Consider the following 18,049-nt stretch of genomic DNA (forward strand, 5'->3'; position numbering starts at 1 on the left):
TCGTATAAGTGAACCGTCATATTTGGCTCCTCCCTCATGGTTCCGGCGCCGCAGATGACCGCGTCGGCAGCGGCCCGCTGGAGCATGAAGACGAAAAACGGGGCGTTGCCGCCGGTCTTGTCGAGAAAGTTGTTCGTCTGAAGAAGGGCGCTGTCTCTGGCATCCTGAAACGCGATCTTTCCGTCTATGGTGGTGATAAAGGACGCGTAGACGTAAGGACGGTCTGCCGGCGCCTTCGGAAATTTCAAGTGGCCGTAAACTTCTTCGATTTTCGGCGATTTCACCGGTTCCTCCGTAAATTCCTTAAGGGCCTCCGATTCATAGACCGTGCTGCACAATACTTCCTCCGCCTTCATTGGAATGCGGAATAAATCCTTTGTTAACTGGTACATGGTAAATCCTCCTTATAAATATATTTGATACAGGCTTGGCCTGTAAAACTCACACGGGTTTCAGCTGGTCCCTGTCTCCGGGAAGCAGCAGGTTCAGAAAAATACCGGTAAAGGTGGCGACGGCGATGGAAGGCATTTCAAAATACAGGCTGCCTGTATGGAAACTGATGGAAGCCCCTCCCAGTCCCAGAACGATGACACACAAAGCGATAACGGCGTTCCGGTTGCTGCTGAAATCAATATGGGCATCCATATAAATGCGGATTCCGGTTATGGCGATGATTCCAAACAGCAGGATGCTGATTCCTCCCAGCACGGGAGTGGGTATCCCTGTGATAACGGCGTTCACCGGGGCGAAAAAGGAAATCACGATGGCTATGCAGGCAGCCAGAAAGACCACGGATACGGAGCAGACCTTGGTCAGAGCCATGATCCCGATGTTCTCACTGTAGGTGGTAACGGGAGCACCACCGAAGAAGGCGGCGATCACAGAGGCCACCCCATCTCCAAGCAGGGAGCGGTGGAGGCCCGGATCATGAATGAAATCCCGGCGGCATACGTTTCCGGCCGCCGTCACATCGGCTATGTGCTCCCCGACGGTAACCAGAGCCAGCGGAGCTGTCATGAAGGCCGCCTCCATATTGGCACGGGGCAGGCAGAGCTTTGGCAGCGCCAATACCGGACCGGAGATGGCTTCCGCGATGGTGGAAGGGGAGACAACGCCCAGTACGAGAGAGGCTGCATAGCCGGCGATCAGGGCCAGCATCACGGGGATTACCGAAAAAATGCCGCGAAAACAGGTGGTTCCCAGAATTCCGACCAGCAGTGTGATCGTGGATACGGCAATCCATTTTAAGCGCATGGACGGTTCCAGTGCCGCGGCAGCCCCGGACGAGGCATTGTATCCCGCCCAGCCGACCGCAGTAAGTGCGGACGAGAGGCCGATGACAATCATGACAGAGGCCGTGACCACCGGGGGCATCAGCCTGCGGATCCATCCGGTACCGCAGAGCCTCACGAGGAGGGAGAGGAGCACGTACATGAGGCCTGCCGTCAGGACTCCGAACATCATGCCCTCAACTCCGTATTTTTCCCGTACAATCAGAAGCGGAGCAGTATATGCAAAGGAAGTGCACAAAAATATGGGCATTTTCTTTTTGGTGATAAAGAGATAGAAAAGTGTTCCGGCACCGCTGCAGAACATCGTGGCGGAAGGATTAATTCCGATGATCAGCGGCGCTACCACAAGGCCGCCGAGCATGGAAAATAAATGTTGAAAACTGAGGGACACCCATCTTTTAAAAGGAAGGCGCTCTTCTGTACCGATCAATTCGTCCATGATTTACCTCCGTAAATGCTGTTGATGCCTGGAGTATAGCAGTGGCACAAGACTGTGTCAATAAATTAACAAAGTTAAGGGGAATCGAATTTTACACATAAAACAGACTCGTCTGCGAAAACAGGGATGCTAATAATTAACTAAAATACTGTGTTGTAAATTACTTAAAAGTATCCTATAATTAAGCTAATTTAAGGAGAAGGGGATGCGGATGTGAGTAAAAAAGGAATTAAGATGAAGGATATCGCCAATATGCTTGGGGTCAGCACGGTGACGGTGTCTAAGGCGCTGGCCGATAAAGACGGTGTCAGCGAGGAACTGAAAAAGAAGATCAAGGAGACGGCCAGGGAACTGGGATACCGAAACAGGGACACCATGCGCAGCGGAAGCGCGACGAACACGGTTGGTATCCTGGTGGCCGACCATTTCGTGGCTTCGGGGCAGTCCTTTTACTGGGATATCTATCAGAGCATTGTCAAATCTCTGCGGCAGAGGGGCTACTATGCCATGCTGGAGATGATTTCCGTGAAGGACGAGCAGGAGGGCAATATTCCGGCCTTTGTAAGAGAGGAGAAGGTAGACATTATCTTTGTCCTGGGATGGCTGGGGCGGACGTACCTGCGCGCCCTTGACGCCGCGGGGCTGCCTCTTTTGTATGTGGATTTTTACAGCAAGGCCAACAGAGCCACGGCGGTGATTGCGGACATGCTGTACGATACGTACCAGATGACAGAGTATTTATACAGCATCGGACACCGCAGGATTGGATTTGTGGGAAGCATCCATGCGACCAGCGATATTGAGGACCGGTATCTGGGATATTATAAATCCGTGATTCGGAGGCGTCTTCCCTATCAGGAGGACTGGGTGCTTGAGGATCGGGACGAGGTCTCCGGTACCGTGCCGAAACGAGTCTTTCAACTCCCGGAGAATATGCCCACGGCCTTTGTCTGCAACAATGATGAGACCGCATACTATTTTATCCATTACCTGGAGTCTAAGGGATTTCGTGTCCCCGAGGATGTCTCTGTGACAGGTTTTTACGACAACAAATTTGCCACAGCAGGAACTCCAGCCATAACCACGATCCGCGTGGACGCCCGCCGAATCGCGGAGAGCGCGGTGAATGCCGGTCTCCGGCTGATGTGGGGGTCGGAAAGCCTTCCTGATATGGTGCTGGTCCGGGGAGAGATGGTGATGAGGGATTCTGTTCAGAGTCTGGAAACCGGGGAAGGTAATTAATTACTTAATGAACCGATAGAAATTTACTTATTTAGCTTCCCCATTTGGTATTTGAAGAGAAAATTAGGAGACGGGCTTACAAAAATTTTTATTTTTCGTCATAATGCACAAGGAAAAGAATGGCTTTTAGGGCAAAACAGAGCAGCCGCGGCGTGAATCATCTGCCGCGGCTGCTTCCTGTATTACAGCGGTGCTTCTAATATTCCTTCATATACTCCCCATGCGCTGCGATCAGCTCATCGCACATGGCGATAATGTCCGGGATATTCAACTCGGCGGCGGTATGAGGATCCATCATGGCCGCCTGGTAAATGGTGCGTCGGTCTCTGTTTCTGGCCGCTTCGATGGTGAGAAGCTGGACGGAAATATTGCTGGAGTTCATGGCGGCCAGCTGCGTGGGGAGAGCGCCTACGTGGCATGGCGTGATTCCGCTGCCGTCCACGAGACAGGGAACCTCCACACAGGCGTCGGCCGGGAGGTTGTCGATCAGGCCGTGGTTGAGCACATTTCCTCCGATCTTATACGGTTTATTGGTGACGATTGCTTCCATAATATAGGAAGCGTATTCCAGGGAACGGGTGTGCGTGATGGCGCCATCCTTCAGGATGCTTTCCTTTTCCTGATTCCATCCTTCGATCTGTTTGATGCAGCGGCGCGGATACTCGTCTAACGGAATCTGATAGTCCTCTATCATGTCCGGATACTTACTTTTGATGAACAGGGGATTGTATTCGGCGTTGTGTTCGCTGGATTCGGTGCAGTAGTAGCCGAGATGGCGGATATACTCGAAGCGCACCATGTCTTTGTGCTTCTCCTCCCGGTTTTTCTGATCAGCGAGGCGGCGGATCTCGGGATAGAGGTCATGGCCGTCTTTGTCGTGAAGCTTTAAGAGCCATGCCATGTGGTTGATTCCCGCGATCAGCTCTGTGCGTCCCTCCAGCTTATCTTCCATACCCAGCTCCGTTAAAAGCGCCTTTGAGCACGTCTGAACGCTGTGGCATAATCCGATGGTCTTCACCTTCGTATAGCGCTGCATATATCCGGTCAGCATGGCCATGGGATTGGTATAATTCAGGAAATAAGCGTCAGGGCAGACTTCCTCCATATCGCGTGCGAAATCTTCCAGCACAGGGATGGTGCGCAGCGCCCGCATGATTCCGCCGATTCCCAGTGTGTCGGCGATGGTCTGGTTCAAGCCGTATTTTTTCGGAATCTCGAAATCTGTGATGGTACAGGGATCGTAGCCGCCGACCTGGATGGCATTTACGACGAAGTCAGCGTCACGAAGCGCGTCTTTCCGGTTCAGCACGCCTAAATAGGTGTGGATGGAGGCGCGGCCTTCGTTGACATTTTTGTTGATTGCAGACAGGATGACGTAAGAGTCATTCAAACGATCCCCGTCAATGTCGTACAGCGCGATCTCTGCGTCGCACAGAGCCGGGGTGCACATGCAGTCACCCAGGACGTTTCTTGCAAATACGGTGCTGCCGGCGCCCATAAATGTAATTTTTACCATGATGATTCTCCTCTTTTTCTTCATTTTTCTGTTGTGCTGCTTATGAAGAAAGTATATAATGAGACGGGAAAACAAGATAGAAAAATTGTTTCCGATTTATTGTCATTTTGTTGCATCCGGAAGGGGAGAGGGAGAGAAGCGTGAAGGTATACTATTGCGGCAGGGAGGACTGTGAGAAGGGGCATTTCTTCGGACCGGCGGTGAGGTCCCATCAGCTGATTCATTTCGTCCTGAAGGGAAAGGGAATTTACAGGACGGAATATGGAGAGTATGAGATAAAGGAAGGGGAAGCATTTTTAATCAGGCCGGGAGAGGTGACGTATTACCGGGCGGACCTGGAGGAACCGTGGAGTTACGCGTGGATTGCATTTGACGGTGACGAGGCGGAAGCTCTGCTGGAACGGTACTATCCGGACCGCCGCCTGCCCGTATGTGCCATGGGGGAGACCGCCGCTGTCTCCGGCTGGTTTGAGGGGCTGCTTGGCTCCTTTGGAAGCGCGGAGGAAAACCGGGAGAGGGTTCTGGGATACTTCTATTTAATTATGGCCTGCCTTTTAAGGACGGGAAAGGGAGGTGTCCCGGTGGATGAGGAAGGCTATTTTAAGAGGGCCGTCGCGTTTATACGCCATAATTACAGTTATCCGATCCAGGTAAGCGAGATTGCCGATTACGTAGGGATCGACCGGACGTATCTCTACCGTATCTTTATGCATCAGGCGGGAGTGTCTCCGAAGCAGTATTTGAGCCGGTACCGTTTAGAGGAAGCGAAGGTGATGCTGGTGCAGACGGAATACCGGATCACCGAGATCGCCTACTCCTGCGGGTACCACGATTCCTCCTCCTTTTGCAGACATTTTCAAAAGGAAACGAAAACCGCGCCGGCCCGGTACCGCCGTCTGAACGGTTATAAAAAATAGAAAAGAAGGCGGAAATCAGCGGAAAAAATCATTGACAACAGAGGACAGCTTATGATAAACTAAATCGGTATGAAAACGCGCCAATGCTCAGCGCTTTGGAAACTCCAACCAGCGCCTGGTATTTGGTGAGACTGAAAATTAAGGAGGAAATCATCATGATTTCAAAGGAAAAGAAAGCAGCAATTATCGAACAGTATGGCAGAAAGGCCGGCGACACAGGTTCACCGGAAGTACAGATCGCAATCTTAACAGAGAGAATCACAGAATTAACCGATCACCTTCAGAAGAACCCGAAAGACCATCACTCCAGAAGAGGACTGTTAATGATGGTTGGACAGAGAAGAGGACTTCTTGACTACTTAAAGAAGACTGACTTAGACGGCTACCGTGCATTAATCGAGAAGTTAGGAATCAGAAAATAAAACCATTTAGGGTGGAGAAACTTCTCCACCCTATCTGTCTATTATCAGAGAAATGAAACGTGCGTATTAAAAGCGGAGGGAAAATCCGAGACCGCTGATGTACGCGTAATAAGCAGCATCGCTTCTTATTGCGCGCAGATCAGTAGTTTCGGCCCTCCTCTGCTTATAATATATATTAATTATAATCAAAAGGAGATTCAAACATGTTCAAGAGTTACAGCATGGAACTTGCCGGCCGTACCTTAACGGTAGAGGTTGGAAGAGTTGCAAAGCAGGCCAGCGGCGCTGCATTTATGCATTACGGAGATACTGTTGTATTATCGACTGCGACAGCATCTGACAAGCCAAGAGAGGGTATCGATTTCTTCCCGTTAAGTGTAGAGTACGAAGAGAAATTATACGCAGTAGGTAAGATTCCTGGCGGTTTCAATAAGAGAGAGGGAAAGGCTTCTGAGAATTCCGTTCTGACTTCCCGTGTTATCGATCGTCCGATGAGACCGTTATTCCCGAAGGATTACCGCAACGACGTGACTCTGGACAACATCGTTATGTCCGTAGACCAGGACTGCAGCCCTGAGCTTACCGCTATGTTAGGCTCCGCGATTGCAACCTGTATATCCGATATCCCGTTTGACGGTCCATGTGCGACGACCCAGATCGGTATGGTTGACGGTGAACTGGTTGTGAACCCGACTCAGGCGCAGAAACAGGCGTCCGATATGGCGCTCACAGTCGCTTCTACCAGAGAAAAAGTAATCATGATCGAAGCAGGAGCCAATGAGGTTCCGGAAGATATCATGATCGAAGCTATATTTAAGGCTCATTCCGTAAACCAGGAAGTGATCAAATTTATCGACACCATCGTGGCGGAGTGCGGAAAACCGAAGCATACCTACATCAGCTGTGCGGTTCCGGAAGAGTTATTCGCAGCCATCCGGGAGATCGTTCCGCAGGAAGAGATGGAAGTAGCGGTCTTTACAGATGACAAGCAGACAAGAGAAGAGAATATCAGAAATATTACCGCTAAATTGGAAGAAGCATTTGCTGATAAGGAAGAATGGCTGGCAGTATTGGGAGAGGCCATCTATCAGTATCAGAAGAAGACTGTCCGTAAGATGATCTTAAAAGACCACAAGCGTCCGGATGGCCGTGCTGTCGATCAGATCCGTCCTCTGGCGGCTGAGATCGATATGCTCCCGAGAGTGCACGGTTCCGCCATGTTTACACGTGGACAGACTCAGATTTTAAATATCTGTACACTCGCTCCGTTATCCGAGAGCCAGAGATTAGACGGCATCGACGATATGGAGACATCCAAGAGATATATGCACCATTACAATTTCCCGTCATTCTCCGTAGGCGAGACAAAGCCATCCAGAGGACCGGGACGCCGTGAGATCGGCCATGGCGCGCTGGCAGAGAGAGCCCTTGTTCCGGTGCTTCCATCAGAAGAAGAGTTCCCATATGCAATCCGTACCGTATCCGAGACCATGGAATCCAATGGTTCCACCTCTCAGGCGAGCATCTGTTCCTCCTCCATGTCCTTAATGGCGGCTGGTGTTCCGATCAAATCCGCGGTAGCAGGTATTTCCTGCGGCCTGGTGACCGGCGATACTGATGATGACTATATCGTATTAACCGATATCCAGGGTCTGGAAGATTTCTTCGGTGACATGGATTTCAAGGTTGGCGGTACTCACAAGGGTATTACCGCGATTCAGATGGATATCAAGATTCACGGCCTGACAAGACCGATCATCGAAGAGGCCATCAGAAGAACGAGAGAAGCAAGAATCTACATCCTCGACGAGGTTATGGCAAAGGCAATCGCAGAGCCGCGTACAGAGGTTGGCAAGTACGCTCCGAAGATCGAGCAGATCACCATCGATCCTCAGAAGATTGGCGATGTTGTGGGCAAGCAGGGTAAGGTAATCAATAAGATTATCGAGGAGACCGGCGTTAAGATCGACATTTCCGACGACGGAAGCGTATCCGTATGCGGAACCGATAAGGAGATGATTGCACGCGCTATTGAGATTATCAAGAGCATCGTGACAGACATCGAAGCGGGCGCCATCATGAAGGGCAAGGTTGTCAGAATTATGAACTTCGGCGCATTTGTGGAGCTGGCACCGAACAAGGATGGTATGGTTCACATCTCCAAATTATCCGACAAGCGCGTAGAGAAAGTGGAAGACGCGGTAAATATCGGCGATGAAGTGACTGTAAGGGTTATGGAAGTCGATAAGATGGGAAGAATTAACTTAAGCATGAAGCCAGGCGATATGGATCCCAACGTGGATGTATCGACTCTGGACAGCGGCAGAAGAGATTCTGACAGAAGAGACGGCGGCAGAAGAGATTCCGGCAGACGCGACGGCGGCAGAAGAGATTCTGACAGACGTGATTCTGATCGTAGAGATTCTGACAGAAGAGATTCCGACAGAAGAAATTCCTAAAAAATCTGACAGGCGGCAGAAACGGAGAATATCCGGTTTTGCTGCCTGTTTTTTCAGAGAGGTATATAAAAAATGAGGGAAATCTATTATAATGGAGTTATCTATACGGGAACCGGGAGGGACGCAGAGGCGATGGCCGTTGAGGACGGACGGATTGCCGGCGTGGGGAACCTTACTGATCTGGAGACTTGTTCCGATGCGGTGTACCATAATCTGGACGGCCATTTTGTTGTTCCGGGATTTAACGATTCCCATATGCATCTGCTGAATTACGGCCACACGCTGAAGCTTGTGGATCTGACGGCGGCGACTTCGTCCCTGGAAGCGATGTGCTCCGCCCTTTCCCATTTTATTTCAAAGGAAAAGCCTGCACCGGGTACATGGGTAGTAGGGCGGGGATGGAATCACGATTACTTTCAGGATGAGAAACGTTTTCCCAACCGGTACGATTTGGACCGGGTGTCCACGGAGCATCCCATTCTGGTGATCCGCGCCTGTGGCCACATTGCCTGTGCCAATACGAAGGCAATGGAGGCGGCAGGCATTACGAGGATGACACCGCAGCCGGAAGGCGGCTGTTTCGACATGGATGAAGATGGAGAACCTGTCGGAATTTTCCGGGAATTCGGCGTGGATTTGATCCATGGGAGCATCCCGAAGCCGACGAAGAAGGAGCTGAAACAGTATCTCCGTCTGGCCATGAGGGATTTGAACAGCCGCGGCGTCACTTCGAGCCAGACCGATGATCTGGCGGCATTTCCCGGCGTACCCTTTGAGACGGTGCTGGAGGCGTATCGGGAACTGGAACGGGAGGGCGCGATGACGGTACGGGTCTACGAACAGTGCCTGCTTCCGACCATGAAGCAGCTGGAGGATTTTCTGGCCCGCGGCTACCGCACGGGCCAGGGAAGCGCATATTTTAAAATCGGGCCGCTGAAGCTTCTGTCGGACGGATCCCTGGGGGCCAGAACTGCTTTTCTCAGTCAGCCTTACGAGGATGGGGAGAACCCGGATGAGAGAGGGATCGCCATCTACAGCCAGGAAGAGCTGGAGAAGCTGATCACCCTGGCCGATGGGGCGGGGATGCAGATCGCCGTACACGCCATCGGAGACGGCGCCATGGAGATGGCAGTGAGGGCGTATGAACGGGCTAGGGAAGCCAATCCGGACCGCACGGACAGGCGGCACGGAATTGTACACTGCCAGATTACGACGGGCAGGCTTCTGGAGGCATTTCGAAGGTTAAAGCTGCACGCCTATATTCAGTCCATTTTTCTCGATTACGACAATCATATCGTGGAGGCCCGGATCGGAGCAGAGCGGGCTGGAGAGACGTATCAGTTTAAGACGCTGCTATCCATGGGAGTCTCAGTCTCTAACGGGTCAGACTGCCCGGTGGAGAGGCCGGATGTCATGGCGGGAATTCAGTGCGCGGTGACCCGCACCACACTGGATGGGACGAAGACATTTCTGAAGGAGCAGGCGCTTACGGTGGAAGAGGCAATATCCACTTATACCGCCATGGGTGCGGAGGCCAGTTTTGAGGAACAGGAAAAGGGGACGCTGTCAGTGGGAAAGCTGGCGGACTTTGCCGTGCTGGAACGGGACATCAGGGCGTGCGCACTCGACAGAATAAAGGACACGGCCGTGCTGGAAACGTATGTGGGCGGTGTCTGTGTATACAAAAAAGAGAAGAGCTGAGAGGCGGAGAGGGGAAGAACGATGAAGTTTACAGTAGAAAATCCGGATGAGAAACGGAGTCCCTATACGGGAATGACAAGAGAACACTGGATTGGTATCAGCCATTTTTTCCTGGAAGGAATTTTTGCGCATGTGGAGAAGCTGGAGGATCCGATCGTGGTTTTGCGCCATGAGACAAAGGTCAGCTATCCGCAGCCGGACGGGCCGAAATGGAGAATTGCGGCGGAACGGTTCGAGGGACTTGCCAGGAGCTTTTTGATCGCTGCTCCGCTGCTTCATAACGAGCCGGAGGCAGCGGCGGGAGGCTACTCTCTGAAGGAGTATTACTCGAAACAGATTCTTCTCTCCGTCACGCCCGGAACGCCCAATTATCTGCTTCGGGTGGAGGAGATATTTCCGGAGGCGCAGGAGGGGGAGATGGCGTTCCAGCACACATGTGAGTGCGCATCCCTGGTGATCGGCCTGTCCATATGCCGGGAAGTAATCTGGGAGAATTATACGAAGGCGGAGAAGAACCGCATTGCGGATTACCTGTCGAATTTCGGTCACTCGTATACGGGCCACCACAACTGGCGTCTGTTCAACATGCTGATTCTGGCCTTTCTGGACAGGGAGGGATACCCGATCGATCATGGGATGATGCGGGATCACGCGGCTGCCATTCTCTCCTATTACGCGGGGGACGGCTGGTACCGCGACGGCCATTTATTTGATTATTACTGTCCTTGGGCCTTTCACGTGTACGGACCGCTGTGGAACCAGTGGTACGGCTATGAAAAGGAGCCGTACATAGCGGCGAAGATTGAGGAATATTCCAACCGCCTGGTGGAGACCTTCCATCGCATGTTCGATGAGGAGGGGCATGTGACCATGTGGGGGAGAAGCGGCATCTACAGAAGTGCGGCATCGGCCCCGCTGGCGGCCAATTTCCTTCTGAGGAATCCGGCTGCGGAACCGGGACTGGCCAGAAGGATCGCCTCAGGCGCCGTGCTGCAGTTTGCTTCCAGGGAGGAGTGTTTCTATGAGGGCGTACCATGCCTCGGCTTCTACGGGCCGTTCCAGCCATTGATTCAGACATACAGCTGCGCAGCCAGCCCCTTCTGGATCGCCAATGCGTTCGTCTGCCTGGCGCTTCCGGAGGACCATCCGTTCTGGACCGATACGGAGACAAACGGAGTCTGGGAGGAGATGAAAGACAGAGAAGTGAGGACCACGGTGCTCGACGGTCCGGGAATCGTGGTGGACAACCACAAGGACACCGGAATTACGGAATTCAGGACGGCGAAGGTCCTGATGAAGAAAGAGAATCCGTCCCTCAATACGTATTCCCGACTGTCCTTTAACAGCCAGTTTTTATGGGAAGACTTTGATTTTAAGGGAATCGAGGCCATGCAGTACAGCGTGACCTACGACGGCAGGGTGAAGAGCCTGATCCCGAATATCCTGATGTACGGCGGTGTGAAGGATGGAGTGCTCTACCGGAAAGAATATTTTGAATTCGAATTTACCTTCCAGAATAAAGCGTCGATCGATCTGGCCGATTTTCCGGTGGCGGATGGCATCGTGCGCGTGGACAGGACCAGGATCCCGGATAAGCCGTATACCCTGACCCTGGGCTCCTATGGAATGCCGGATGTGGACCGTTCGGGCGTCGATGTGAGAATCCGCACGGATCAGAAGACGGGAGCCAAGGCCATTCTTCTGAAGTCCTCGGAAGGGCAGATGGCGATGGTCATCTACGGCGGCTTTGATGACATTGAAATCATGTCGAGACAGGGCGTAAGCGCCGTGACGAAACAGAGCTGCATCATGTATGGCGTCAGCCGCAGGAAGAGATACTATGAATACCTTCCGTATGCGATGATCAGCGTAATTCTGACAAAGAAGAGCCAGGAAGAATGGCGGGATGAGGACCTCTTCCCGATCCGCAGCATCACCTATACCGATAAAGAGAATTGCGGGGCTTACGGTCCTGTTGTTCTGGAGATGAAGGACGGAAGGACGGTTACGGTCGATTATGAGGGACTGGAAGGGCGGCTCCATATATAATCAGATTGGCAGGAATTTTGTAGGGCGTGCAGATGTAAGGGCTCTAAATGTGGATTGAAATAAACAGGCCCTGGTGTGGATAAATAATTCCCTTTGGAAGGGAAATGGAAACGGAGACGGCAAATGGCTGTAATGATCAGAAACGAGAGACCTGGGGATTACCGCGAGACAGAGGAAGTGACGAGAGAGGCGTTCTGGAACGTCCACGAGCCGGGATGCTGTGAGCATTATCTGGCACATCTTATGAGGGAGAGGCCGGAATTTATCCGGGAGCTGGATTTCGTGGCAGTGCGGGACGGGCGGATTGTCGGAAATATCATGTATGCCCGCACGGAGATTCAGTGTGACGATGGAACGACTCATGCGGCAGTGACCTTTGGGCCGATCAGTGTCCTGCCGGCTTATCAGGGGCAGGGGATTGGAAAACGGCTTATTGAAACCTCGAAGAAGCTGGCTGCAGACATGGGAGCTGACGTTATTATTATCTACGGAGACCCGGATTACTATTCAAAGACCGGTTTTGTGCCTGCGGAAACGTACGACGTCAGAAACGGGGAGAATCAGTGTGCGGCGGCGCTTCTGGCCTGTTTGCTGAAACCGGAGGCCGCGGCATCGATAAAAGGCCGATACTTGGAAGGACCGGCCTACGAGCTTCCGCCGGTGACAGATCCGGCGTTCCTGGAATTTGAGGAGACATTTCCTCCCAAAATCAAGGGGAAAGCACCGTCCCAAGAGCGTTTCGCAGAGCTGGTGAACAGCACGGTTCCATGGGAAGAGAGGACAAAGGGGCGGGATTAAGAATCTGTGAAGATCGCCTCAGATGAGAAAAAATGTCAAATATGCCTTGACACCCCTTACGAAAACGGATATACTACTAATCACAAATCGAATACGAAACATCTGCTGAATCAGATTCATTAAGAGGGAGTAGTTTTAGTGCATCATCAACATCCTGGCTGTGAAAACAGTCTGGTGATGCATACCAACAGTTGGTTACCAGACTTTTAATGTATTTATTTTGAGAAATGGGTTATTTCTTAATAATAGGTACATTAAAAGTCTTTTTTGTAATAGAAAAGTGCTTCTATCACATAAAAACCCTCTGGGCAGGATGTGCACTCTTCGCTAAGGAAATATGGTTGCTGAAGCAGCCTCGCTCTGGCGCGAGAGGCTGGTGAACCGGACGTTTTGTGGATTCTGCTTATGTCTGATGCAGAGCCGTTTTTTTGGAAACGGCAGAATGGAGGAAAATTTGAAGGATTGGTATCAGAAAGACGAACAGGAAATATTAAAGGAACTGCATGTGACGAAGGAGGGGCTTACGGCCGGTCAGGCGGAAACGCTTCTCCTCGAAAAGGGCGAAAATGTGTTAATGGAAGGAAAGAAGAAGAGCGTGCTTGCAGTATTTGCGGAGCAGTTCTGTGATCTTCTGGTGGTGATCCTGATTGCGGCGGCCGTCATTTCCATGTTTTCGGGAAATGTGGAGAGCACCATCGTCATCGTGGCGGTTATTATTTTGAATGCGGTCTTAGGAACCGTACAGCATGAAAAAGCGAAGAAGTCACTGGAGAGCTTAAAGAGCCTTTCATCACCCAATGCAAAGGTGATCCGCGGCGGACAGAAGATTGAGGTTCCATCTGCCAAGGTGGTTCCCGGCGACATTCTCCTCCTGGAAGCGGGAGACATGGTGGTGGCCGATGGAAGAATCTTAAACAACTATTCGCTTCAGGTCAATGAGAGCTCCCTGACAGGAGAATCGACCAACGTGGATAAGGAGGAAGGGACGATCGACAGCGAGATGCCGCTGGCGGACCGGACCAATATGGTATATTCCGGAAGCCTTGTCACTTACGGAAGGGCCATGGTGGTGGTGACAGGAACGGGAATGGATACGGAGATCGGTAAGATCGCCAGTCTGATGAACGCGACAAAGGAGAAGAAGACACCTCTTCAGGTGAGTCTGGACCAGTTCTCAGGACGTCTGGCGGCGGTGATCATGGTCATCTGTGCCATGGTATTCACCTTAAGCTTATACCGGAAAATGCCGGTTCTCGACTCTCTGATGTTTGCCGTGGCGCTGGCCGTGGCGGCGATTCCGGAGGCACTCAGTTCCATCGTAACCATCGTGCAGGCCATGGGAACGCAGAAGATGGCAAAGGAAAACGCCATCATCAAGGAGCTGAAGGCGGTAGAGAGTCTGGGGTGCGTCTCTGTTATCTGTTCCGATAAGACAGGAACCCTGACCCAGAATAAGATGACGGTCCAGGAGATTTACATTGACGGAAATACGTTCCGTCCGGAAGAACTGGATCTGCACGAACAGCTTCATCGTTATATCTTATACGACTCGATTCTGACCAATGATTCCACCCTCGTTGACGGTAAGGGAATCGGAGATCCCACCGAGTACGCCCTTCTGGAAATGGCCAGAAAAGTAAGTGTCAATGACGATGTCCTGCGGACGATGATGCTCCGTCTGGAAGAGATTCCCTTTGATTCAGACCGAAAGCTGATGAGTACCAAATATGAACTGCACGGTGTGCCTACTATTTTGACGAAGGGCGCTGTCGATGTCCTATTAGACCGGACAACCCATATCCGCACCGCAGAAGGAATCCGGGACTTTACGGAGGCAGACCGTGAGGAGATCAACCGCCAGAATATGGAATTCTCCCAGAATGGTCTGCGTGTGCTGGCATTCGCCTATAAAGAGGTGGAAGACGACCACGTTCTCTCCTTAAAAACGGAGAACGGCTTTACCTTCCTCGGACTGGTAGCCATGGTAGATCCGCCGAGGGAGGAATCGAAAGAGGCCGTGTCCGATGCCAAACGGGCCGGAATTCGCCCGGTTATGATCACTGGTGACCATAAGATCACGGCGACGGCCATTGCGAAGCAGATCGGTATCTTTGAAGAAGGCGATCTGGCGGTTACAGGAACGGAACTGGACGCCATGAGCGATCAGGAGCTGGATGGGAAGATTACGAAGATATCCGTTTACGCCAGGGTGTCTCCGGAAAATAAGATCCGGATTGTCGATGCATGGCAGAGACGAGGCAATATCGTATCCATGACGGGAGACGGTGTCAATGACGCGCCGGCCCTTAAGAAAGCAGACATCGGCGTAGCCATGGGAATTACGGGAACCGAGGTGTCCAAGGATGCGGCTTCCATGATTCTGGCGGACGATAATTTCGCAACCATCATCAAGGCTGTGGCCAACGGCCGTAACGTATACCGGAACATCAAAAATGCAATACAGTTTTTATTATCAGGCAACATGGCGGGGATCCTGTCGGTACTCTACACATCCATCATGGCGCTTCCCGTTCCGTTTGCACCGGTACATCTGCTGTTTATCAACCTTCTGACAGACTCGCTTCCGGCCATCGCAATCGGTATGGAGCCGGCGGAAAAGGATTTGCTGTCTCAGAAACCGAGAAATCCGAAAGAGGGAATATTGACAAAGGAATTCATGATGAAGCTGATCCTCCAGGGCGGGCTGATCGCTGTCTGTACCATGACAGCCTTCCAACTGGGACTGAACCAGGGCGGCGCTGCGGGTTGCCAGTACCTGGCGTTCTGTACGCTGACACTGGCGCGTCTGTTCCATGGATTTAACTGCCGAAGCAGCCATTCGATCTTCCGAATTGGATTTTCGGGAAACTGGTACAGTCTGGGTGCATTTCTGGCGGGTGTCGTACTCCTGAGCCTGGTGATGTTTGTACCGTTCCTGGAAAGACTGTTTTCCGTCGCTCCTCTGACCGGCAGCCAGATCGGACTGGTCTATCTGCTGGCGGTAATACCGACTGTGGTGATACAGCTTACGAAGATAGTCAGAGAACAGAGACTAAATAACGCTTTTCACCAATAAAATAGTATGATAAAATAATCCGGTACCGAAATTACGTAATATGGGAAGGAAACGACATGACAGGACAATTATTACACAAGTTCAGAAATCACGGACCTTTGTCAAGACGGACGAAGTTTCTGATTCTTGCCCTGGTGCCGGTTTATTTTATGGCTGCGGGGCTGTTTCTCCAGCCGTTAAATGAAGTATTAAAGGGAATTATTACGATTATCAGGGAACCGGATTTCCTGATTACGGATTATATTGCGATCGGAGGAATTGGGGCCGCGTTTATCAATGCCGGTGTGCTGGCTCTGATTTCCATTGCCATTGTCTATTATCTGGGGATGGAGATGAGCGGCCACACGATTACCTCCTGCTTTCTAATGTTTGGTTTTTCTCTGTTCGGAAAGAATATCTTAAATATCTGGTCGATCATGATGGGCGTCTGTCTTTATGCCTTTTATCATAAGACCTCAGTTACGCGGTACATCTATGTTGGTTTCTATGGAACCAGCCTGTCACCGATTATCACCCAGCTTATGACGGTGGGACATCTGCCGCTGGCCGTAAGGCTGCCGTTCAGTATACTTGTGGGGATGATCATCGGGTTCGTACTGCCGCCGCTTTCCACACATACTCATTACTCCCATAAGGGCTACTCCCTTTATAATGTGGGTTTTGCATCGGGAATTATAGCGACGGTTATCGTCTCTCTGATGAGATCCTTTGGGCTTCAGACGGAGGCTCGTCTGATCTGGTCCACGGGAAATGACGTGCTTTTTGCCAGACTGCTTCTCGGGCTGTTCGGCGGTATGATCCTGTTTTCCTGCCTCATCGCGGAGTCGGTCTGGAAGCGGTATATGGAAATCTGGAAGACGTATGGCTTAAGCGGCACCGATTACGTGAAAAGTGAGGGCTTTGCGCCGACGCTGTTTAACATGGGCGTCAATGGAATCGCTTCCACGCTGATTGTGCTGCTGGTTGGGGGAGATTTGAACGGTCCGACTATCGGAGGTATCTTTACCATTGTCGGATTCAGTGCCACGGGAAAGCATCTGAGGAACATACTTCCGGTTATGGCCGGAGTGATTCTGGGAAGCTTGGTGAAGACGTGGAATATCTCCGATCCCAGCGCCATGCTGGCTCTTTTACTCTCCACGACGCTGGCACCGATCGCCGGTGAGTTCGGCGTGGTAGCGGGTGTGCTGGCCGGATTCCTGCACGCATCTGTGGCGTTGAACGTGGGAATCGTCTACGGAGGAATGAATCTTTATAACAATGGATTTGCCGGCGGTATTATCGCCATGTTCCTGGTGCCGGTGATTCAGTCGGTTCGGGACAGAAGAGCGAGAGCGCGCACGCATGATTCCCTGTAAAAAAGTCGAAAACTGCTGAGAAATATTTCGGCAGTTTTCGACTTTTTATGAGGGTATTATTGTGAGGAAAAACTGGTTTTTATGCGGGGAAGACCTGCGTACAGTTTTCCAGGTCCTCTGTTTCATTTTCGGAAATATATAGTTCTGCTGACAGGGATAAGTCGTTTCCTAAAAATTTTTCTTCACGGAACAGCCTGTCGATGACAGGCCAGCTCTGGGCGGCGTTCTCTGTCTCGAGCCATATTCCCAGCAGCGGTCCGGCGCCTTCGCAGTCAATATAATCGTAACCGTTATCACGTATGGCGCCTTCTGTGATCTCGCTGATGCGGTCTGGTATGAGATAGCGTAAGTCCAGATCGGGATTTGTCAGTTTACCCGGGTTTAATACTATGATGATAGTCTGCATATCGTTTTCTCCTTATGGTTTGATTTTTTGATTGTTTTTTGAGGGGAAGACTGGAATATGGGGGAGGCATAAAGGGTGAAACTTAAAGCATAAAACTTAAAGCCATTCCAGATAACTGTTATCTTTAAATGGGCGTTTCCAATCAACGGGATTCTGCTGGGCCTGCAATAGCAAATCTTTTTTCTTTTTTAGGATTGTTTTATCAAATTTAGAGAGGTAAAATGCCGCTCCTATTTGTGATTCGGAACCATCGTACTCCTCATTCAACAGGAAGTCAAAGAGTAATTCCGCCAAGGCCTCATCATTTTGGTAAGAGCTGAAAAAGTCATTAAGCGGCTGCCTAAAATTTTTATAACAGCTGGATACCAGATATT

The 18,049-nt window shown here is 51.2% G+C and carries 13 protein-coding genes and 1 pseudogene; 9 read left to right on the plus strand and 5 right to left on the minus strand.

What is annotated here, in order from left to right:
- Positions 1-392 (minus strand): annotated as a pseudogene (locus ACLTD4_RS26950) (hypothetical protein); the annotation flags it as partial.
- 49 nt (positions 393-441) lie between these two features.
- Positions 442-1,731 carry a uracil-xanthine permease family protein gene (locus ACLTD4_RS26955; RefSeq protein ID WP_117620849.1) on the minus strand — a complete coding sequence of 430 codons (1,290 nt, stop codon included), beginning with the start codon at positions 1,729-1,731 and terminating at the stop codon, positions 442-444.
- Positions 1,732-1,944: 213 nt separating this feature from the next.
- On the opposite strand from ACLTD4_RS26955, the gene ACLTD4_RS26960 reads away from it, so the two are divergent.
- On the plus strand, positions 1,945-2,973 hold the full coding sequence (locus ACLTD4_RS26960) for a LacI family DNA-binding transcriptional regulator (RefSeq protein ID WP_055657253.1): 1,029 nt from the start codon (positions 1,945-1,947) through the stop codon (positions 2,971-2,973).
- A gap of 196 nt (positions 2,974-3,169) precedes the next feature.
- Here ACLTD4_RS26960 and ACLTD4_RS26965 read toward each other — a convergent pair whose 3' ends face one another.
- The gene (locus ACLTD4_RS26965) at positions 3,170-4,489 is read right to left on the minus strand and encodes an alpha-glucosidase/alpha-galactosidase (protein ID WP_117620848.1); all 1,320 of its coding nucleotides are present in this window, start codon (positions 4,487-4,489) and stop codon (positions 3,170-3,172) included.
- A gap of 140 nt (positions 4,490-4,629) precedes the next feature.
- Here ACLTD4_RS26965 and ACLTD4_RS26970 point away from each other — a divergent pair, with 140 nt between their 5' ends.
- From ACLTD4_RS26970 to ACLTD4_RS27005, 8 genes are all read left to right on the plus strand, one after another.
- A complete protein-coding gene (locus ACLTD4_RS26970; protein WP_055657256.1) occupies positions 4,630-5,406 on the plus strand; it encodes an AraC family transcriptional regulator in 777 nt (258 codons plus the stop codon).
- A gap of 155 nt (positions 5,407-5,561) precedes the next feature.
- Complete coding sequence (rpsO, locus tag ACLTD4_RS26975; RefSeq protein ID WP_055657257.1) at positions 5,562-5,828, plus strand: 30S ribosomal protein S15; 267 nt, start codon at positions 5,562-5,564, stop codon at positions 5,826-5,828.
- A gap of 203 nt (positions 5,829-6,031) precedes the next feature.
- Positions 6,032-8,287: a polyribonucleotide nucleotidyltransferase gene (locus tag ACLTD4_RS26980; protein WP_081034289.1), complete on the plus strand. Its 2,256-nt coding sequence runs from the start codon at positions 6,032-6,034 to the stop codon at positions 8,285-8,287.
- A gap of 72 nt (positions 8,288-8,359) precedes the next feature.
- Entirely contained in the window at positions 8,360-9,988 is a 1,629-nt protein-coding gene (locus ACLTD4_RS26985; protein WP_117620847.1) for an amidohydrolase, read from the plus strand.
- A 21-nt stretch (positions 9,989-10,009) separates the two neighbouring features.
- Entirely contained in the window at positions 10,010-12,037 is a 2,028-nt protein-coding gene (locus ACLTD4_RS26990; protein ID WP_117620846.1) for a DUF2264 domain-containing protein, read from the plus strand.
- A 123-nt stretch (positions 12,038-12,160) separates the two neighbouring features.
- Positions 12,161-12,835, plus strand: coding sequence for a GNAT family N-acetyltransferase (locus ACLTD4_RS26995; protein ID WP_117620845.1), 675 nt, complete (start codon positions 12,161-12,163; stop codon positions 12,833-12,835).
- A 454-nt stretch (positions 12,836-13,289) separates the two neighbouring features.
- Positions 13,290-15,911 carry a cation-translocating P-type ATPase gene (locus ACLTD4_RS27000; protein ID WP_412331709.1) on the plus strand — a complete coding sequence of 874 codons (2,622 nt, stop codon included), beginning with the start codon at positions 13,290-13,292 and terminating at the stop codon, positions 15,909-15,911.
- 56 nt (positions 15,912-15,967) lie between these two features.
- Positions 15,968-17,269, plus strand: a complete 1,302-nt coding sequence (locus ACLTD4_RS27005) for a DUF1576 domain-containing protein (RefSeq protein WP_055657266.1) — start codon at positions 15,968-15,970, stop codon at positions 17,267-17,269.
- Between the two features lie 79 nt (positions 17,270-17,348).
- Here the strand turns inward: ACLTD4_RS27005 and ACLTD4_RS27010 are convergent, their stop codons facing one another.
- On the minus strand, positions 17,349-17,675 hold the full coding sequence (locus tag ACLTD4_RS27010; RefSeq protein WP_117620844.1) for a hypothetical protein: 327 nt from the start codon (positions 17,673-17,675) through the stop codon (positions 17,349-17,351).
- A gap of 96 nt (positions 17,676-17,771) precedes the next feature.
- A partial coding sequence (locus tag ACLTD4_RS27015; RefSeq protein ID WP_412331708.1) for a hypothetical protein occupies positions 17,772-18,049 on the minus strand: 278 nt, incomplete at its 5' end.

The organism is Hungatella sp. (assembly GCF_046966825.1).